The sequence below is a fragment of the Acholeplasma equirhinis genome, from assembly GCF_017052655.1.
In the GTDB taxonomy this organism is placed as follows: domain Bacteria; phylum Bacillota_I; class Bacilli_A; order Acholeplasmatales; family Acholeplasmataceae; genus Acholeplasma; species Acholeplasma equirhinis.
In genome coordinates this window covers 989,034-1,010,092 of record NZ_JAFIDC010000001.1, presented here as the reverse complement: position 1 = coordinate 1,010,092, position 21,059 = coordinate 989,034, and the positions used below count along the sequence as shown (strand labels likewise).

Genomic DNA, 21,059 nt, shown 5'->3' with positions numbered 1-21,059 from the left:
TTACACATTATTGATAGTTTGAAATTAAAAATAATTTATTATGTTGTATAATAACGTTAGTAAACTTAAGAGGTGAAATTTAACATGCAAAATTCGAATCCAATTTTCTCCAATTTGGAAAAAAATTCTTCATTCGCTGTTGGAGAATCTGCAACTAAAGCAGGCATAACTACAAAAACATTTATCCTACTCGCAATTACATTAGTTTCAGGATTCATGTCAATCTATTTACCTGAAAATATTTTAATCGCTTTCCTAATCGGTGGTGCATTATTCTCATTTGTCATGGTATTGTTAGCGACCTACATTCCAAAGATTGCAGCACCAATGAGTATACTATATGCAGTCGGTCAAGGCGTTACTTATGGTTTAGTTACCTATCTACTTGATAGTTTCTTCCCAGGTATCGGTTTAACTGCGATGGTTGGTACAGCATCAATCTTCACAGTTATGTTAATCTTATATACGACTGGATTATTAAGAGGTTCAAGTTTATTAAGAGCTGTTGTCTTAGGCTCATTAATCGCAATCTTAATTGGTTCACTAGTAATCTCAATCTTATCATTAACAAATCCCGCATTCGTTCAAGCATTTGCTGAAAACTATGAATTAGCACTATTCATTTCAATCGTGTTCATCGTTCTAGGTGCATTTATGTTAACTTTAGACTTTGATAGAGCTGAAAGAATTGTTGCAATGGGACTTCCTAAAAATCAAGAATGGGTTGCATCTTTAGGATTTATGGTAACATTAATATGGATCTACGTTAACATTCTTAGATTCTTAGTTCTTGTGATGGGAAGAAATAAATAATTAAAACGTTGAAGTAACAGTAGTAAAATCTTATAGACTTTATAGCGAGCATGAAGGGTGAAAGCATGCAAGTACTAGTGATTTGAATTCGGTTACGGAGTGGAAAGGTAAAATCTTTCACGGAAAATCCCCGTTATGGATCAATGAGTTGCGTAATGAATTTCATTACGAACTAAGGTGGTACCGCGAACTTTTCGTCCTTAGAGTGTAAAAACTTTAAGGACTTTTTATTTATATAATATTAGAAACAAAAGAGGGAAAAAAAGATGAAGGAAAAAATTGAAGCTTTAGTTTCACAATTAGAAGCAGAAATTAAAGATACGAATTCTTTAGATCAAATTGAAGCAATAAGAGTTAAATACCTTGGCAAATCAGGTGAACTTACTCAAATGATGCCTTTGATTAAAACATTACCAAACGAAGAAAAACCTACCTTTGGTAAATGGATTAATGATGCTAAAGTTGCAATGGAATCAATGATTACGAATGCTAAAAATGAAGTGCTTGCGAAAGAACTTGATTTTAAATTAGCAAAAGAATCTATTGATGTGACATTACCAGGTTATCAATTTAAACAAGCTAGTATCCATCCATTAAGCTTAGTCATTGAAGATTTAGAAGACTATTTTATTGGTCAAGGTTTTAATGTGGCTGAAGGCCCTGAACTTGAACAAGATTTATATAATTTTGAAATGATGAATCTTGCAAAAGGTCATCCTGCACGTGAAATGCATGACTCATTCTATGTCACAGAAACTGAACTCATGAGAACACATACTTCACCAGTGCAAGCACGTTTCATGTTACAAGCAGCAGGTAACCCTATTGCAATCATTTCTCCAGGTAAAACTTACCGTCGTGACCCAGATGATGCGACACATTCACACCAATTCATGCAATGTGAAGGTTTAGTTGTTGGTGAGAATATTAGCTTTGCTAATCTAAAAGCTGTTCTTTTAGGTATGGCTAGACATTTATTTGGTGAAGCAAGAGAAATTAGACTACGTCCTTCGTATTTCCCATTCACAGAGCCTTCAGTTGAAGTTGATGTGATGTTCACTAAAAAAGATGGGTCAAAACGTTGGATTGAAGTGTTAGGTGCTGGTATGGTGCATCCAAATGTTTTAAAAATGGGTGGCTATAATCCAGAAGTGATGAATGGTTTTGCATTTGGAATTGGTGTTGAAAGAATCGCAATTCTTAAATATGGTATCGATGATATTAGAAACTTCTATACCAATGACCGTAGATTCTTAAACCAATTCAAGGGAGAATAAAAATGAATATTTTAGAAAATATCTTAAAACAATTCATCGACATTCCAAGTAATTTAAGTGAAGTTACAAATAAAAGAATCATTGAAGTTGATGATTATTTACCATTAAATTCAAGCACAAATCTTGTTGTTGGGCATGTTTTAACATGTGTTGACCACCCAAACTCTGATCATTTACATATCACAACTGTTGATGTTGGAAATGAAGTTTTACAAATTGTGTGTGGTGCTAAAAACGTTGATGCAGGACAGTATGTTATTGTTGCAAAAATTGGTGCTATATTACCTGGCAATTTCGAAATTAAAAAAGGTACTATTCGTGGTGTTGAATCAAATGGTATGATCTGTTCATTGAAAGAATTAGGTTTTGATGAAAAAAATATTCCTACTAAGTTTGCTGAAGGAATATTTAATTTTGAAGAAAAAGTTAAACCTGGTGATAGTGCATTAAAAGCATTAGGACTTGATTCAAATAAGTTAGTGTTAGGCATGACTGCTAACCGTGGTGACTTATTATCTCATTTAGGTTTTGCATACGATTTGGCTGCAATGTTAAATACAAAAGTTAATTTACCAAAAACTACTTATAAACCAATTGCAAAAAAGAATGATATTAAAGTTTCAATTGAAAATGATACATGTATCAACTACCATGCAGCTGTATTAGAAGTTACAGTTAAAGAATCACCATGGTGGTTAAAAAACGCTCTAATTCAAAGTGATATTCGTCCAATTAATAACGTTGTTGATATTACAAACTATATTTTAGTGACTTATGGTACACCATTACATGCATTTGACTTTAACAAAGTTAATTCTGACAAGATTGTTGTTAGAAATGCAAAACAAGGTGAAAAAGTTGTTACACTTGATGAACAAGTGCGTGAACTTGTTGATACAGATATTTTAATTACAGACGGTACTAGAGGCATCGCACTTGGTGGTGTGATGGGTCTTCATAATACTGTAATTGATGATCAAACGACAAAGATTATCTTAGAAGCTGCACTATTTGATCCTGCTCAAATTGCTCAAACGTCAAAACGTTTAGGCTTAAAGAGTGATTCATCACTTCGTTATGAACGTGGTGTTGAACAAGAGCGTGTGATTTTAGGTATGGAACAAGCAATCGAACTTTTAGTAGAACTAGCAGATGCTAAAGTTTACGATGGTATTTCAAAAGCTGAAATTAAAACATTAAAAACACCTGAAATTACACTTGATTTACCAAAAATCAATCGTGAATTAGGTTTAAATCTTTCTAAAGAAGATGTTAAATCATTATTATCACGATTAAACTATACCATTAAAGATGAAAACAAATTAACAGTTTCAGCACCTAAATATCGTTATGATATTAATATTCATGCAGATGTTGTTGAAGAAATTGCACGTCTATATGGTTATGATGAAATCCCTATGATTGATCTGCCTGTTACAAATAAAGGTGGATTGACACCAACTCAAAAACGTTTGAGAACACTTCGTCATCAACTTGTTGAACTTGGTTTAAATGAAGTTGTAAATTATAGTTTAGTGAGTGAAGAAAATGTAAATGCATTCCCTCAATATGGAGAAACAGTTCAAGTCTTAACACCTATGAGTGAGGATCGTAAATATTTAAGAGAGTCATTAATTGGTGGATTATTAGAAAATGTTTCATATCATGACAAACGTCAAATGTCTGATACTGCATTCTTTGAAATGGGACATGTGTTTGCTAAAAATGATGAAAGAAATCATTTGGCTGTTGCACTTCATGGAAAATACTTAGAACTTTCATTTACTAAGAATGAATTAGTAGCTGATTTCTTCTTATTAAAAGGCTTACTTGAAAAAGTCATGGCAAGATTCAATTTAAGTTTTGAATTAGAAAAAGCAAGTGATCTTAAAGGATTACATCCTGGAATTGCCGCAAAGATTATTGTAGATTCTAAAGCTATTGGTGTGATTGGTAAAGTCCATCCAAGTGTTGCAGCAAGTTTTGATTTAGAAGATGTGTTTGTCTTTGAAATTGATCTTGAGATCCTTAAAGTTGAGCAAGAAACGTTAAGTTTTGAACCAGTAACTCGTTTCCCATCAATCAAACGTGATATTTCATTCATCATTAAGAATGATATACCAGTTGGAAATGTATTAAAACTTATCAAACAAACTGCAAGAAAATTGATTACAGAGGTTAAATTATTTGACGTATATCAAGGTAAAAATGTTGAAGATGGTTATCAATCATTAGCAGTCTCAATCACATTCAATAATAAAGAAAAGACTTTAGAAACTGAAGAAGTTGAAAAAGCACTTAAATCAATTAAGAACCGTCTTGGTTTTGAATTTAATGTGAAATTACGCGATTAGGAGCTAACTGCTCCTTTTCTTTAGAAAAAACTTCTTAATTCTTGTATAATTAAGATTGAAGGTAAGAAAATATGACACTAATTTATGATTTAACATTTGAAGAACTCGAAGAGTTTATTGTCGAAAAAGGTTTCCCAAAATATCGTGCGGGCCAAGTTTGGCATTGGATTTATGTCCAAAAAATTGATTATTTTAATCAAATGAATAATGTACCACAAGGTTTAGTTGATGTAATGACAGAAAACTTTACATTTGACTCAATGGAACTTGTGATTAAAAACGTCTCAGATGATGGTACAATTAAATTCCTTTATGATTTACATGATGCAAATTTAATTGAAACAGTTTTAATGAAACACAATTACGGTATGAGTGCTTGTGTAACCACCCAAGTTGGTTGTAACATTGGTTGTTCATTCTGTGCATCAGGTGTCTTAAAGAAACAAAGAGATTTGTCAGCTGGAGAAATTGTTGGTCAAATTATTAAGACTGAAAAAGATTCAGGTGTAAGAATTTCAAGTATCGTTATTATGGGTATTGGTGAACCATTTGATAACTATAAGAACTTAGTCAAATTCTTTAAAATTGTAAACCATCCAAAAGGTTTAGCAATTGGTGCAAGACATATTACAGTCTCAACATCAGGCTTAGTTCCAAAAATTAAAGAATTTGCACATTTAGGTCTTCAAGTGAACTTAGCTGTTTCACTGCATGCACCAAATAATGAAATTCGTTCTAAGTTAATGAAAATCAATGATCGTTTTAAAGTTGAAGAAGTTATTGATGCAATTAAATATTACATTCAAGTAACGAACCGTCGTGTAACAATTGAATATATTATGATTCAAGAAGTAAACGACTCAGTAGAAACTGCAAAAGAACTTGCAGCACTTCTTAAGGGCATGAATGTTTATGTCAACTTAATTCCGTATAACAAAGTTAAAGAAGCACCATGGGAACGTTCAACACTTGAACGTCGTGAAGCTTTCTATAAAGTTTTAAAAGATAACAAGATTACTGCAGTACTTCGTCGTGAACAAGGTCATGACATTAATGCGGCTTGTGGTCAATTAAGAAGTCAACATCTATAATAAGGAGTATTGTTTGAAGAAAGCATTAATTACCAAATTAATCGGTGGTTTATACACATTTAAAGATTTAGAAACAAATGAAATCTTTGAAGGCTATGCACGCGGTAAGTTTAGAAAAATGCGTGTTGAGAAAACATCTTCTTTCAATAAAAATGCCACAAAAAAGACTAAAAAGGATGTCAAAGACATCGTTTTAAGTCCTAAGGTCGGCGACATCATTCTTTATGAATTCCAGTCAAATCAATATATGATTACTGAAATTTTAGAGCGTACGAATGAATTATCTAGACCAGATGTTGCAAATGTTGATCAAGTCTTACTTGTCTTTTCAGCGATAAGACCAGATTTTTCATTTACACTTTTAGACAAATTTTTAGTAATTCTAGAATCCAATAATTTAAAACCAATCATTGTTGTTTCTAAAATAGATTTAATCGATGAATCAACTTTAAATTGCTTAAAAACGGATTTAAAGTTTTATGAAAAGTATTATGATATCCACTATGTAAATAGTAAAGCTAGAATTGGTTTTGATGTATTAGAAACAATTTTTAAAGATAAAATTACAGTGCTTGCAGGACAAACGGGAGTTGGAAAATCAACTTTAATGAATGCACTCATTCCAGAGTTAGCACTTAAGACACAAGAAATTTCTGATGCACTTGGTCGAGGTAAACATACAACGAGACATTCAGAAATTTATGCATTTGGTGGTGGTTATATAGCCGATACACCAGGATTTTCAAAGATAGATTTTGAGTTTCATGATTATTCATTAATCAAAGATTATTTTGTTGATTTTACTGAAGTTGAAGTAGAATGTAAATTCGGTTCTAAATGTCTACATTTAAGTGAACCAGGATGCGCAGTTAAATCGTATTTAAGTGAAGGTAAGATTTTAAAATCAAGATATGAAAGTTATCAAAGTTTCGTAACAGAAATAAAAGAACGTAAAGAAAAATATTAGGGGGTTTCAAAATGAAAGTTGCACCATCAGTATTGACTGCGAATTTCATCCATTTAGACGATGAGTTAAAATCTGTAGAGAATGATGCAGATTACATCCATGTAGATATCATGGATGGTCACTTTGTTAACAATATTTCATTTGGACCAATGATTGCTGGACAAATTGGTAGTCTAACAAACTTACCAATGGATATCCACTTAATGGTTGAGTATCCACTTGAATGGATTGATAAAGTGAATTTCCCGACAACTGAATTCATCACCGTACATGCTGAATGTCACCGCTTTGCAGAAAGTTTAAAAAGAATCAAATATTTAGGTAAAAAAGCAGGTTTATGTATTAAACCATCAACAGGTGTTGACTACATTTTACCTTATTTAGATAAGGTCGATTTAGTTCTAGTCATGGGTGTTGAACCAGGTCATGGTGGACAAATGTTCATTCAAGGTCAATTAAAAAAGATTGAAGAACTTGCAAGAATCAAACAAGAAAATGGTTATACTTATGAGATCGAAGTTGATGGTGGTATCAATGCATCAACTGCGAAACAAGTTAAAGATGCAGGGGCAACTATTGTTGTTGCAGGTACTTATATCTTCAACTTTGAAAATAGAAAAGAACGTATTGATTCATTAAGATAATGACAGTTTATATTGTAACTTTTCCATTTCCAAAACAAATTCATAAACTATTAAAGAAAACTAAAGAAGATTACATCATCGCGTGCGATGATGCAGTCTTTTTTCTCTTTAAAGAGAAAATAGCATTCGATTTCGCTATTGGGGATTTTGACAGTCTGGATCAAGCTTTTGATTTATCCAGCTTAAAAAATGTGAAAATCTTACCAAGTGAAAAAGATGTAACGGATTTAGAAGCTGCAATTCTTTACGCGACAGAATTAAATCCTGAAAAGATTATCGTGCTAGGTGGGCTTGGTGGATCAAGAATCGAACATACATATGCAAATATCAATTTACTTAAAACATTTGATAATCTAGAAATTATGAATGATGAATCTAGACTCTTTATAATAAAAAAAGGTACCCATCATGTAATTCATCACGGGTACGTTAATTTATTTTCTCTTGAAGATTCAGTTGTTACATTAGATGGGTTTAAATACCGACTAAATAACTATCATTTAAGCCATAAAGAGATCTTAGGTATATCAAATGAACTCAACAGTATAAATGGCTCTATAGAGGTCATAAGTGGCAAAATATTGGTGATATTAAGTCATTATGATAATAAAAAAAGGCTGATTACGCCTTAGTTTATTATCAAATGTAATGAATTATGCACGCTCTAAGTTAAGCTTCTTTAATGCTTTAGCAGAAACTTTAACCTTTTTTACATTCCCGTTTTCATCTTTAATTCTAACAGTTTGTAAGTTAGATTTCCAAGTACGACGAGTTGCATTTAAAGCGTGGCTACGTTTATTACCAAATGATGTAGTTTTACCAGTTACATAGCATCTAGCCATAAGTATCACTCCTTTTACGCCTTACTTATCTTAACATATAAACAATCAAATTGCAATAACTAATCTTTAAAAAAACAGAAAAGTGTATACCTATGGTATAAGTCTATAAAGTATATGGCTTTACTTCATATGATTTATGTTATAATTAAGATAATCAGTATATACATTGTGTTATTGCTTTTATTTTGCTTTAATGATATACTAATTGTCGTCGAAAAAACTTCGACCTATTTATTCATCTATAAATTAATATATAACTCAATTAATCATGGCTAAAATTCGTTTAACGACGAATCGGAGGAAAATTATGTCTAATAAGAAGGTTAGTGGTGAACTGTTTAAAAAGATGGTCACCAATGGGGCGATTCACTTAAAGAACAATCATAAAGAAGTGGACCACCTTAACGTGTTTCCGGTACCAGATGGTGATACGGGAACAAACATGCAGATGACCATGATGGCGGGTATTAAAGAAGTCACTGCATTAAATTCAAATTCTATTGTTGATGTTAGTAAAATCTTATCAAGAGGTCTCTTAATGGGAGCTTGCGGAAACTCAGGGGTAATTCTATCTCAGTTCTTCCGTGGCGTTTACTCTGAAATCAGTAAGATCAATAACGGTTCAGTTACAATTAAAGAATTCATCCAAGCATTGGTGGGTGGATACCAAATGGCATATCGTGCAGTTATGGATCCAGTTGAAGGAACCATTTTAACTGTGGTTAGAGAATCAGCTGAACGTGTCTTACAAGAACAAAAGAACTTAACAACAATTGAAGATGTTTTAAAAGTTTATTTAAATCAAGCAAAAGCAACTCTGACAAAAACACCAGAGCTTTTACCTGTGCTTAAAGAAGCAGGGGTTGTTGACTCAGGTGGAGCTGGCTTCATCAAGATCATTGAAGGTATGTTAATGGCTCTTGAGGGTCAAATCTTATCAGAAGAAGCTATGTCAATCCCGCAACAAAATGTAAAACATGAAGAATATATCGGTGCGAATGCATTAGGTGAAATTGATATTAAATTTGGTTATTGTACTGAATTTATTGTTTCACTATTCAATTGGGAAAACTTTGATATTAACAGTGTTCGTGGTCCATTAGAACAAATGGGCGATTCACTTGTTGTCGTAACTGATGAAGATCTATTAAAGGTTCATGTACATACAAATGAACCAGGTGTTGCATTAACACTTGCTCAAAAATTTGGTGAATTAAAAACTGTTAAAATTGAAAACATGCGTTCACAACATTCAAATATTACTGGACAAGACCATTCACATGATCATGATCACGATCGTGTTGAAGCTAAACCACAAACTGTTGAAGTTAAGAAACCACGTGCTAAATATGGTTTAATCGCAGTTGCTCAAGGTGACGGTACAAAAGAAGCTCTTAAGGAGCTTGGTGTTGATTACATCGTAGATGGTGGACAAACAATGAATCCACCAACAGAAGACTTTATAAAAGCGATCGAAAAAGTAAATGCTGAAAACATTATCATTCTACCTAATAACTCAAATATTATCTTAACAGCTGAACAAGCTGCTAAATTATCAGAAGGTTACAATGTATCTGTATTAAAGACTAAAACCGTTGCTCAAGGCTACGCTTCTTTAATTCAATTTGATCCAACAGTTGCTTTAGAAGATAACGTTGAAACAATGCAATCAGTTGTTGATAATTTGAAATCAGGTGAAGTAACTTACGCTGTTCGTGATACAGAAATGCACGGTGTTAAAGTTAGTGCTGGTGATTACATCGGTATTTCTAAGTCTAAGATTATTATTTCTACAAAAGATCGTATTGAAACAATTAAAGGTCTATTAGATAAGCTTGTTGATAAAGATGCTGAAATTGTTACAATCTTCTATGGTAATGGTGTTTCAGATGAAGAAATTGAACTTGTATCTGAATACATCGCTGAGCTTAATGAGGATTGCGAAGTTGAAGCAATTAGTGGTAAACAAGATATTTATTCATATATCTTAGCAGTTGAATAATTAATTATAGATAATTGTGGCACAGTCAATGTGCCACTTTTTTTCTTTTATAACTTTCTTTGACTTACATTTTCAATGATAGTATCATTGTTTATGGAAAACGAGGTGTATTTATGAAAATACTAACAACAATTCATGCTTTAGAGAATGTAGAGTCTTTTTTACCTTTTGTTGATGGTTTTATGATTGGAGATGGACGTTTTGCAAAAGCTCTCACACATGATTTTAAAAATGAAATGATTGATGCAATCCAGTTAATACACTCCAAAAATAAAGAGATATATATTCTTTTAACGCGTTTATTTACTGAAAAAGAATTGATTGAAGTAAAAGAATTTATTAAAACACTTCCGGTTGATAAAATTTCAGGATTCATTGGTGCTGATTTAGGACTTGTTACAACTTTTCAAGAATTAGAGTTAGCACATAAATATGTATACAATCCTGAAACACTCTTAACAAATGATGAAGACTTTAATGATCTTAAATTATATGGTATTAAAGGTGCTACAGTGTCGAAAGAAATTACAATTTCTGACATATTGGAAATTGGTAGTTTAAAAAAATATGTACTCTTTATGTTCGGTCATGGTCATATGACAATGTTTTATACAAAACGAGCACTTTTAGATACATTTAATGATTATCAAAATAAACCACACGACTTGAAACAAAATGAATCCTTAAGACTAAAAGAAAAGAAACGGGTAGATGAAGCTTATCCTATTTTAGAGGATGAAGCAGGGACACATGTGTTCCGTGGTCATATATTCAGTGCGTATCAATCGATTGAAGATTTAGAAAAAGTTGTTGATTATTATATGGTAGATAGCTTATTCCATGATGATCAATATGGTATAGAAGTATGTAATTTATATAAAAATAAATTAGGTTTTGAATATATTGAAAAACTAATTCAAAAATACGAAGAAACATGGCATGATGGGTTCTTATACAAAGAAGTTTCAATTAAGGGTGAAGAAAATGATTGAATTATTAGCCCCAGCAGGTAACTTAGAAAAATTAAAAACAGCGATTATTTACGGTGCTGATGCTGTTTTTATTGGTGGTAAACAATTTAGTTTACGTGCAAATGCATCAAATTTTGACGAAAAAGATTTAATTGAAGGTTGCGAGTTTGCACATAAATATGGAAAGAAAGTTTATGTAACAACGAACATCATTCCGCATCAAAAGGATCGTGAAGGATTAATTGAATATTTAAAAATGTTGGAACGTGCAAAAGTGGATGCGATTATTGCTGCAAGCCCACTGATTATCAATACTGCACTGAAACATACTTCATTAGAAGTGCATGTTTCAACTCAACAATCTGCTATGAATTTAAATACAGTTAAATATTTTCAAAATAAAGGTGCAACAAGAGTTGTCCTTGCTAGAGACTTAACATTAACTGAAATTGAAGATATTGTATCAAAGAGTGAAGTTGAAATTGAAGTATTTATTCACGGTGGTATGTGCGCTGGATATTCAGGACGCTGTTCTCTTTCTAATCACTTAACAAATCGTGATGCTAACCGTGGTGGTTGTGCACACACATGTCGTTGGTTCTTTGATTTAACTAAAGATGGTAATAAAGAAACAGAGGTTCCATTCTCGCTTGGTTCAAAAGATTTATCTGCAGTTAGAGAAATTCCAAAACTTATTGATATGAATGTTGCATCATTAAAAATCGAAGGCCGTATGAAGTCTCAACATTATATTGCAACAGTCGTAAACACGTATCGTAAACTAATTGACGAATATACAGAAAAAGGATTCATTGAAAATTACGAAAAATATGAAGAAATGTTAAAGTTAGCTGAAAACAGAGAAACTTCACACGGTTTCTTCTATGGATTACCTACAGCAGACCAACAACTGTATGAGAGAAGATCAGAACGCGTAATGCAAAACTTTGTAGGACTCGTCATCGATTATGATCCTTTAACAAAACTAGCATCAGTTGAAACTAAAAATGTATTTACTTTAGAAACTCTAGAAGTATTTAGTCCAAATTTTGATGCAAAACAATTTGAAAACACGATTATGTATAATAAAGATGGTGAACCAATCGAAAGAGCATATCGTGCAAATGAGCAAATTAAAGTCATGATTCCCTTTGAAGTGAAACCTTATGATATGATTCGTGCAAAAAGAAACTAAAAAAATACTGATAACTAATTGATTTTTAGCGCATTAAATGTTATCATTTAAGGGCTAAATATGGACGGGTGGCGGAATTGGTATACGCGCAACGTTGAGGTCGTTGTGGGAATTTTCCCGTGTGGGTTCAAGTCCCATCTCGTTCACCAACTTAGTACTTTGAAGGTCTGATCAAGTATCAGACCTTTTTTTATTGATATGATTGATGCTAATTAAACTCGGTTAATCTAGTACTAATTAGATAGCTTTGATTGAAAATAAAGTGAAAATAATTTTCATTTCATGATGTTATAAACATCAAATTATCTCATATTAAAAATAATTTTCACTCCTTATCATATAAAATTGTAGTATGAAAGCAGTTTCATTATTAAATATTGAAAGGAAGAGAAGAATGAAAAAATTTTTATATGTGGTACTCTTTCTCTTTTTAGGTTTGTTGACTGCGTGTGGTGAAGGAAATAATGATGAACCACCAGTTGAAGAAGAACCAAAAGAGTTTGTAGTAACTTTCGATTCTAAAGGTGGTTCAAATGTTGCAAGTCAAACAGTAGAGGAAGGCGAAAAAGCATCTAAACCTGCTGATCCAACTAAAGATGGATTTAGTTTTGAATATTGGTATTTAATTGAAGGATCTGAATTTGACTTCAATACACCAATTACTGCAAATATTACATTAAGTGCTAAATGGGAAGAAGTTATTGATGAAGTTGAAGTATTCTTTAATGAACAATTCTCATTCTTACAAGAAAATAATTACGAATTATCTATCTTAATTAGAGAAAAAAATAAAGCTGCAGAAACTATCGTAACAATGTATTTTGATGGTGAAATTTCTAAATACGTAGATGGTAGTTATGAAGCAATTTATTCTAAAGGTAAGATGTATGAAAAACAAGGATCATCATATGTTGTTTCCAATGTAGAAAGTGCTGCGACAGATATGTTCTATTATGGATTCCAATATGGTTGGTTCTCACAATTAAATGATAATTTCGTATTAAACACATCAGCATACAGCAATTTAGATGGTTTCATTGGATTATCTGATGCAATCGAGAAGATTGATAACCTAATCGTATTTACTGGTGAAGAATTCATTGAAGGTATTAACTTTGAATTTGTTGTTGGTGGAAAAACATACGAAGTTGAATTATCATTTAATAATTTCGGTGAAGCTGAATTAGCTTTACCAGTTGTGGGGTAATAAAATATGAAAAAAATATTTATCGCAATCATCCTTACACTTTTATTTGTAATGACATATCAACCATCAAGTTATGCTGCATCTGATTTCAGATGGGTTAACTCATATCGTGAAACAGAATTTGTTCAAGGTGTGCGTTATATTAGAGCTGGTGGTGACTTAACATTAAATGGTGAAACTAAATCACAACATTGGCATGCATTTACAGTGAATACTATGACAACTGATTATAATGTTGTTACAGTTGATAACTATCAACCATATGCATGGAGCATGCATACTTTACCAGTTCAAGCAGAAACTGCTAAACAAAGATTCCCTCATTTAGATTTTGTGGCAGGTATTAATGGTGATTTCTATGACATCAATAATACAGGTCGTGCAACAGAAACTCACGTGGTGAACTTTGAAGTATTCCACAGAGGATCATCATCTAATAACCGTATGGCTATGGGTGTACTTGATTCAGGTGAATTAATCTTTGGTAAACCTTCATATGAAGGACAACACATCAACATTCTTAACCAATATGGTGAAGTTAAATACCGTGTTAAAGTAAATAAAACAAATGCATTACCTGCAAATGATATGGAAGTAGCTATCTTCTGGGATAACTATACAAACCAAATTCCTGAAGGTTATGCAAAAGTTGTTGTTAAATCATCAGACATCAAAACAGATGCTGGTGGCAACAGAAACTTTGCAAAAGGTGTAATGGGATCAAAATCAACTGGTGCAGTATCAGTTGATCAAAGAAAATTTGTCTTAGTTGGTAAAATTTTCGAAGATGAAAACTTAGTGACTGCATCTGATTCAATCTTAGTTCAAGAATTACTTGGAAATGGTTTCCAAAATGCAAGATTCACTATGGGTGTTGGTGCACCACTTGTTGTTAGTGGTGAAGTACACTCTAATGTTGCAAATGCAACACCGAACGGACGTCACCCAAGAACAGCTGTTGGTCAAGCAGAAGATGGTACAGTTATTTTCTTAATGGTTGAAGGCCGTGATATTCCAAATGGAAGAAACGGTGTAACATTACCTGAACTTGCAGAATTAATGAAGATGTTAGGTGCTGAAACTGCCTATAACCTTGATGGTGGTGGTTCATCAACTGCAATCTTATTAAATGAAGAACATGGTGATTACGATACTGTCAACTTCTTATCAGATGGTAGACTTCGTTCAATTTCAAATGGTTTATTCTTTGCAAGAGGTTCATTAGAACCAGTTATGCAATTAATTAATTATCCAGATACACGTGAGAAATTCTCAGCTCCAACTGGTCTTTACATCGATGAGGAAGGTGTATTCCACTTCTCCGGAAATGATGAATATGCTCATTACACTTTACTTGTTAATGGTAAACCAATGTATTTAACTGCAGAGTCAATTCCTTTAGTCTTACCTGCAGGTCGTTATGAAATCCAAGTTCGTGTGAAAGGTAACGCAAATTACGGTCCATCAGACTTAAGTGAAACTTATGTGTACAATATTCACAAAGATGATGTACAATCTATTCTAGACTTGATGCGTCAATTAGCATCTAGATAGTAAGGAAGTTAACATGAATTATAAAAAAATGTATCAAGAAGATGTTAAAGTTTTAACATCAATCGTTGGAGAAGATTTCATTGAAGCTTTTGAAGATGTCAATGAAATGTACTCAATGGATAAACTTGGAACAGTTAAAAACATGCCAGAAGCAGTGTTGCATGTAGAGAATAAGTTCCAAATCCAACAAATTATGAAATATGCATATCAAGAGAACATCCCTGTCACTGTACGTGGTGCAGGGACTTCCCTTGTTGGTGGTTCAGTTGCAGTAATGGGTGGTATCATGCTTGACATGTCAAGAATGAACAAGATCAAAGAACTTGATCAAATCAACCTAACTTTAACTGTTGAACCTGGGGTTAAACTCTTTGAAATTTATCAAGCGGTTGAACCAGAAGGTTTATTCTATGCACCAGACCCAGGTGAGAAGAACGCCTCAATTGGTGGTAATATCTCAACGAATGCAGGTGGTATGCGTGCAATTAAATACGGTACAACACGTGAATGGGTACGTGCGCTAGAAGTAGTCACACCAAAAGGTGAACTTTTAAAATTTGGTAGTAAAGTTGTCAAAAACTCTACCGGGTATGGTTTAAAAGATTTAATTATTGGTTCAGAAGGAACTTTAGCGATTATCGTTGAAGCAACATTAAAATTGATTCCAAAACCAAGATTTACTAAGAGCATGCTTGTATGTTTTGATAACCGTGAAAAAGCAATTAATGCTGCACCACGTTTAATCAAAGATTATGTATTACCAACTGCAGTAGAATATTTTGAAAAACAAGCACTTGACTATAATGAAGCATTCTTAGGAACTTCTGTAGACGGTGGTAACTATCAAGCGTATCTACTTTTAAGTTATGATAATAATGATGATGTTGCACTTGATAAAGATATTGCAAATGTATCAAAACTTGTCTTAGAAAATTATGGTGCATCTGAAGTGATGGTTGTTGATCCGACATCAAAACGTTCTAATATTTGGAATGTTCGTGGTGGATTCTTAACAGCTATTAATGCATCAACAAGTTTCATGGATGAATGTGATGTCGTATTACCAAGAGCAAGAATTTCTGAATTTTTAGCCTACGTTCGTGAAGTAAGTAGTGAGTTATCAATTCGTATTCCATACTTTGGACATATCGGTGATGGTAACCTACATATTTACCTATGTAAAGACGACATTCCTAATGAAAAATGGGATAGATTAGTCGAAGAAGGATTCGATAAACTTTATAAGAAAGCATTCGAATTTGGTGGACTTGTTTCAGGTGAACATGGTATTGGAATTGCGAAAAGAGCATATATGAAGCAATTGTTAGGCGAAGAACAACTAGAATTGATGCGCGGGATTAAATCTGTATTCGATCCTAAAAACATCTTAAACCCGATGAAAGTAATTTCGTAACATTTGGAATGTGTAATTGTTAAAAACGGTTTCATTCATGGTATAATTACTTTAGCAAAATGATGCAAATAAGAGGTGTGTTATACGATGAGTGTAATGTTAAACATGCTTAAAAATAAAGAAGCTTTGAGTATGGCCGAAAGAGTTGTCCTAGACTACCTCATAGAAAATAAATCAGTCCTTACCGACTTTAGCGTAGAAAAAATTGCTGAAGCTGCCTACACGTCACCTGCATCTGTTGTAAGAATGTGTAAGAAACTGGGTTACAAAGGATTTAAAGATTTTAAAATTGATTTTATTCTATCGAATTCAAAAGTAGAAATTCCAGAGACAACTGAGTACAACGATATCATCTTAATCAAAGACCAAAATAGTGGTAAAAAAGCGATTGAGAATAATATTCGTGCACTTGAAGAAACCATAAAACTATATGATGAAAAGACGTTTACGAAAGCTGCGTTTTTAATCATGAATGCAAGGAAAATATTAATTTTCGGTAAAGGTTCATCTTACTTAGTGTGTAAAGACTTAGAGATGAAACTACGAAGAATTAATAAATTCGCGATTGCTCAAGGTGAATCACATGATCAATTGGTTGATGCATCATTTATCAATCAAAAAGATGTTGTCATCTTTGTGTCAAACTCAGGGAAGACAAAAGAAATTGTCTCTGCTGCATTACTTGCAAAAGAGAACAAAACACCAATCATTTCGATTACAAGAATTGGTTCGAGTGTACTTGCAGACCTTTCAGATGTCGTACTCTACACATCAGCACTTGAAAGTGAATTTAGATCTGCAGCAATGACATCAAGAATATCTCAAATGTCAGTTGTAGATGCTTTGTTTGCTAAATGTGCATACACAGATATAGATCGTTCAATTCAAGCATTAGAAACAACATATAGAACTTTTAAAAAGTTTAAAAGATAATCAAAAACAACATAAAAACACTTTTTTCATGAAAGTGTTTTTTCTTTATTTGAAATAAATATTCTAAATAATAACGCTTACATTTATATAAGAAAAAATCTTATATAATAGATGTTGTCATAGACAAAGGGAAGGTTAATTATGAATGAGGGAAAATTAGCGTGTGGCATAATGAGTGGTACGTCACTCGATGGCATTGATGTTGCAATTGCATCCATTAGTGGTTTAGGGATTGACACAAAAATTGAACTTATTACAGCAAAAACTTTTCCATATCCTGAAAAAATATTAGAACTTGTAAAAAAAGCAATCGAAAATAAAGCAACCGTAAGAGAAGTATCTAGCATAAATTTTGAGCTAGGAAAACTCTACGGTGAATGTGTACTTGAATTGTGTAAAAGTGTTGGCATTGAATCGTCAAATCTTTCATTTGTTGCAAGTCATGGACAAACGATTTATCACCAAGGTGTAAAAGATGCATATTTGAATCCATCGACACTTCAACTTGGTGCAGGTGCAGTCATTGCAGAACTTGTCAAAACTGATGTTATATACGACTTTAGAGTACGTGATATGGCCGCAGGTGGACAAGGTGCACCGCTCGTACCATATGTTGATTACATTTTATTTACCCACAAAACAAAAAATAGAATTCTACAAAATATTGGTGGTATCTCAAATATTACTGTTTTACCAAAAAATGCAAATGAAGCTGAAGTGTTTGCATTTGATACCGGTCCTGGCAACATGATGATCAATCATGCTATGGAAGTCTTATTCGACAAACCGTATGATGATGGTGGCAAAGTGGCATCAAAAGGCAGATTAATTGATGCGTTATATGATGAAATTAAAAGTCATCCATTCTTAGAAAAATTACCACCTAAATCAGCAGGACGTGAACAATTTGGCGTTGAATACACAGATTCCCTATTAAAAAAATACAAAAATTATTCAAAAGAAGATTTAATTCATACACTGACATATGCAACAGCCAAAACAATGGTTGATGCGATTAAAAGATATTCAAAACTTGAAAGTATTGATGAACTTATTGTTTCAGGTGGTGGTGCAAAAAACACTTATCTCATGAAATTTCTTGAAACAAAATTATATCCTACAAAAGTTTTAACATCCGAAGATTTAAATCTTTCAATTGATTTTAAAGAAGCACTTGCCTTTATTGTTCTTGGAAACCAAACAATCAATCGACAAACCTCAACCATTCCATCAACAACTGGAGCAAATAAAAAAGTAATTTCTGGTAGCGTTGTTTACTACAAATAGAAACGAGGGTTTACATGAAACAACTAAAAATTGTTGTAATCGGTGGTGCATCTACATATACACCTGAACTGATCAACCAAATCATTAAAAAGTCAGAAGCACTTGAAATTAGAAATGTTACATTAGTTGATTTAGAATCCAACATAGAAAGACTCATGATGATTAATGGACTCGCAAAAAGAATGTTTAAGAAACATAATTTGGAAATTGAAGTTGAGTCCACAACAAACAGAAAAGAAGCATTGAAAGATGCTGATTTTGTCGTTTTACAAATCCGAGTTGGTAAACAGGATTTAAGATTTTATGATGAAACGATTCCATTTAATTACGACATGATTGGTCATGAAACATTAGGTATTGGTGGTATGTTCTCAGCATTACGTACGGTACCGGTTGTTTATGAAATCATCGAAGATATAAAAGAAATTGCACCAAATGCATGGACATTATGTATTTCAAATCCAATTGGGATTATCAGTGAAGCTGTCTTCCGTTTCTCAGAATATGATCGATTTATAGGGATTTGTACAGACCCTGTAAAGATGCACCAAGAACTTGCTGATTCACTTGGTGTTGCAAAACAAGATTTAATCCCATATATCGGTGGATTGAATGAATTGTCATTTGCAGTAAAGGTTTATCATAACCATAGAAACAAAATGGCAGAACTTTTAAAGAGTAAAAAACTTTATGAACGCATTCCGATGCGAGAAGTTGATTTAAAAATTATTGAATCATATCCAAATCCAAGTTTGATTTATTTGATTCAATACGAAGAAATCTTAAATCAACGTAAAGTATTAGAAGCAAGAAGTAAAGAAGTTAAATTGATTGAAGAGAAACTATTTAACATTTATAAAGATGAATCGCTCAATGAAAGACCAAAAGAACTTGATTTAAGAGATGGTGCAAATTATGCTGAAGAAGTCATGAATATCATGGCATCAATTGTCTTAAATAAGAAAACGTATCACGTTGTGAATACGGTTAACCGTGGACATATCACAGATATCAGAGAAGAATGTGCGATTGAAATTACATCACGCTTAACTAACCGTGGACCACTTCCGGTACATATTGGTGAATTACCTCAAGCAGTGAAAGGTTTAGTGCAACATCAAAAAGCATATGAAGAACTTTTATGTGATGCAATATATGAAAAGAACCTTAACAAAGCATTAATGGCAATTAAACTGCATCCGATGACAAAGTCTTCAATAAAAGCAGAACTTGCATTTAAACATTTACTTAAATTAAACGAACAATACTTGAAATACTACGGAGCAGAAATCAATGAAATTATTTAACTTTAAGACTGGCTTACCATTAAACTACTTCCAAACAGACCGCCAGGTAGAAATTCCAGAAACCTTTAATCAAAAAGAAGTGAGAGCTTTCTGGGTTTCAAATGTTGTCAATATTGACCTACCACCTGCAACGAACCCTGAATATAAGGCAAAAGTACTTGAAATGTTTGATACAGCGGTAAATTTCAATATTAATACAATCTTTTTCCAAGTTAGAACAACTAGCGATGCATTTTATAAATCAAAATTAAATCCATATTCAAGATATCTTGTTGAAAAAGAAGGACAAGAACCACCATTTGATATCTTAGATTTTGTTTTAGATGAAGCTAAAAAAAGAAATATTGAAATTCATGCATGGTGTAACCCATATCGAGTTTCTATGCAAAAAGATTTAACAAAAGCGCAATACTTAGAAACTTGTGATGATTTAAACTTTGCAAAACAACATCCTGAATTTGTGATTGTTGATAAAAACGGTGGTTTAATTTTAAATCCAGCGAAAAAAGAAGTTAAAGATTTCATTATTGAATCTATGTTAGAAATACTTGAAAACTATAAAGATATTGCAGGTATTCACTTTGATGACTATTTCTATCCTTATGCAGGTTTATCAGAAAGTGATAACGATCTTGCGGATTATGAAGCAAGTGGCAAAAAGGTTAGTCTTGATCAATTTAGACGTGACCAAATCACAGAAGTCATTAAACGTTTAAATGAAGAAATCAAATCAAAATTCAGTGGTAAACGATTTGGTGTTTCACCATTTGGAATTTGGAAAAATCAAGCATCTGATCCTGCTGGTTCAAATACTGACCCAAAATGTAGTGAATCTTATTCAAATCAATATGCAGATTCAGTTTTATGGATTAAAGAAGGATACATTGATTACATTATTCCACAACTATATTGGGACTTTGGTCATGTCCTTGCACCATTTGCTGATTTAGCAGTTTGGTGGGCAGATATTGTTAAAGGTACAAACTGTGATTTATACATTGGTCATGGTGCTTATCGATTAGGTAGTGAAGGTGGTTATGAAAATCCACTTGAAGTTGTTAATCAATTAAAATTTGCAAATCAATTTGAGACCGTGAAGGGAAATGTTTTCTTCACATATAAAACATTTATTGATCAAGCAGGTTCTAAAGCAGGCATGGAACTTGTTCAAAAATTATTAAACGAGAGGAAGGGCTAAAAG

18 protein-coding genes, 1 tRNA gene and 1 other annotated feature are annotated in these 21,059 nt (G+C 32.7%); of the genes, 18 read left to right on the top strand and 1 reads right to left on the bottom strand.

Annotated features, from left to right (window positions below; all coding sequences use genetic code 11):
• Positions 1-84: 84 nt before the first annotated feature.
• The 7 genes from JV173_RS04625 to JV173_RS04595 all read left to right on the top strand — a co-directional run bounded on the left by JV173_RS04625 (position 85) and on the right by JV173_RS04595 (position 7,778).
• On the top strand, positions 85-813 hold the full coding sequence (locus JV173_RS04625; RefSeq protein ID WP_205735120.1) for a Bax inhibitor-1/YccA family protein: 729 nt from the start codon (positions 85-87) through the stop codon (positions 811-813).
• Positions 813-1,018: a binding site (T-box leader), on the top strand. Its footprint overlaps the gene before it by 1 nt.
• 61 nt (positions 1,019-1,079) lie before the next feature.
• Positions 1,080-2,090, top strand: coding sequence for a phenylalanine--tRNA ligase subunit alpha (pheS, locus tag JV173_RS04620; protein WP_205735119.1), 1,011 nt, complete (start codon positions 1,080-1,082; stop codon positions 2,088-2,090).
• 2 nt (positions 2,091-2,092) lie between these two features.
• On the top strand, positions 2,093-4,444 hold the full coding sequence (pheT, locus tag JV173_RS04615) for a phenylalanine--tRNA ligase subunit beta (RefSeq protein WP_205735118.1): 2,352 nt from the start codon (positions 2,093-2,095) through the stop codon (positions 4,442-4,444).
• 71 nt (positions 4,445-4,515) lie between these two features.
• Entirely contained in the window at positions 4,516-5,535 is a 1,020-nt protein-coding gene (rlmN, locus tag JV173_RS04610; RefSeq protein ID WP_205735117.1) for a dual-specificity RNA methyltransferase RlmN, read from the top strand.
• Positions 5,536-5,548: 13 nt separating this feature from the next.
• Positions 5,549-6,502 carry a ribosome small subunit-dependent GTPase A gene (gene rsgA / locus JV173_RS04605; RefSeq protein WP_205735116.1) on the top strand — a complete coding sequence of 318 codons (954 nt, stop codon included), beginning with the start codon at positions 5,549-5,551 and terminating at the stop codon, positions 6,500-6,502.
• Between the two features lie 11 nt (positions 6,503-6,513).
• Positions 6,514-7,146 (top strand): ribulose-phosphate 3-epimerase, encoded by a 633-nt coding sequence (rpe, locus tag JV173_RS04600; protein ID WP_205735115.1) that lies wholly within the window; start codon positions 6,514-6,516, stop codon positions 7,144-7,146.
• The gene (locus tag JV173_RS04595; RefSeq protein ID WP_205735114.1) at positions 7,146-7,778 is read left to right on the top strand and encodes a thiamine diphosphokinase; all 633 of its coding nucleotides are present in this window, start codon (positions 7,146-7,148) and stop codon (positions 7,776-7,778) included. The genes rpe and JV173_RS04595 overlap by 1 nt, the downstream gene beginning before the upstream one ends.
• 21 nt (positions 7,779-7,799) lie before the next feature.
• Here JV173_RS04595 and rpmB read toward each other — a convergent pair whose 3' ends face one another.
• Positions 7,800-7,988 carry a 50S ribosomal protein L28 gene (gene rpmB / locus JV173_RS04590; protein WP_205735113.1) on the bottom strand — a complete coding sequence of 63 codons (189 nt, stop codon included), beginning with the start codon at positions 7,986-7,988 and terminating at the stop codon, positions 7,800-7,802.
• Between the two features lie 307 nt (positions 7,989-8,295).
• On the opposite strand from rpmB, the gene JV173_RS04585 reads away from it, so the two are divergent.
• The 11 genes from JV173_RS04585 (at position 8,296) to JV173_RS04535 (ending at position 21,056) form a co-directional block, all read left to right on the top strand.
• A complete protein-coding gene (locus JV173_RS04585) occupies positions 8,296-9,990 on the top strand; it encodes a DAK2 domain-containing protein (protein ID WP_205735112.1) in 1,695 nt (564 codons plus the stop codon).
• A gap of 113 nt (positions 9,991-10,103) precedes the next feature.
• The gene (locus JV173_RS04580; RefSeq protein ID WP_205735111.1) at positions 10,104-10,982 is read left to right on the top strand and encodes a peptidase U32 family protein; all 879 of its coding nucleotides are present in this window, start codon (positions 10,104-10,106) and stop codon (positions 10,980-10,982) included.
• Positions 10,975-12,156 (top strand): peptidase U32 family protein, encoded by a 1,182-nt coding sequence (locus tag JV173_RS04575; protein WP_205735110.1) that lies wholly within the window; start codon positions 10,975-10,977, stop codon positions 12,154-12,156. Before JV173_RS04580 ends, JV173_RS04575 begins: the two co-directional genes overlap by 8 nt.
• A 62-nt stretch (positions 12,157-12,218) precedes the next feature.
• A tRNA-Leu gene (locus JV173_RS04570) sits at positions 12,219-12,305 on the top strand.
• Between the two features lie 245 nt (positions 12,306-12,550).
• The gene (locus tag JV173_RS04565; protein ID WP_205735109.1) at positions 12,551-13,363 is read left to right on the top strand and encodes an InlB B-repeat-containing protein; all 813 of its coding nucleotides are present in this window, start codon (positions 12,551-12,553) and stop codon (positions 13,361-13,363) included.
• A 6-nt stretch (positions 13,364-13,369) separates the two neighbouring features.
• Complete coding sequence (locus tag JV173_RS04560) at positions 13,370-14,917, top strand: phosphodiester glycosidase family protein (RefSeq protein ID WP_205735108.1); 1,548 nt, start codon at positions 13,370-13,372, stop codon at positions 14,915-14,917.
• Between the two features lie 13 nt (positions 14,918-14,930).
• Complete coding sequence (locus JV173_RS04555; RefSeq protein ID WP_205735107.1) at positions 14,931-16,331, top strand: FAD-binding oxidoreductase; 1,401 nt, start codon at positions 14,931-14,933, stop codon at positions 16,329-16,331.
• Between the two features lie 87 nt (positions 16,332-16,418).
• A complete protein-coding gene (locus JV173_RS04550; RefSeq protein ID WP_205735106.1) occupies positions 16,419-17,264 on the top strand; it encodes a MurR/RpiR family transcriptional regulator in 846 nt (281 codons plus the stop codon).
• Between the two features lie 141 nt (positions 17,265-17,405).
• Complete coding sequence (anmK, locus tag JV173_RS04545) at positions 17,406-18,551, top strand: anhydro-N-acetylmuramic acid kinase AnmK (protein ID WP_205735105.1); 1,146 nt, start codon at positions 17,406-17,408, stop codon at positions 18,549-18,551.
• 14 nt (positions 18,552-18,565) lie between these two features.
• Positions 18,566-19,858, top strand: a complete 1,293-nt coding sequence (locus JV173_RS04540; RefSeq protein ID WP_205735104.1) for a family 4 glycosyl hydrolase — start codon at positions 18,566-18,568, stop codon at positions 19,856-19,858.
• A complete protein-coding gene (locus JV173_RS04535; protein WP_205735103.1) occupies positions 19,845-21,056 on the top strand; it encodes a glycoside hydrolase family 10-like protein in 1,212 nt (403 codons plus the stop codon). The genes JV173_RS04540 and JV173_RS04535 overlap by 14 nt, the downstream gene beginning before the upstream one ends.
• Positions 21,057-21,059 lie beyond the last annotated feature (3 nt).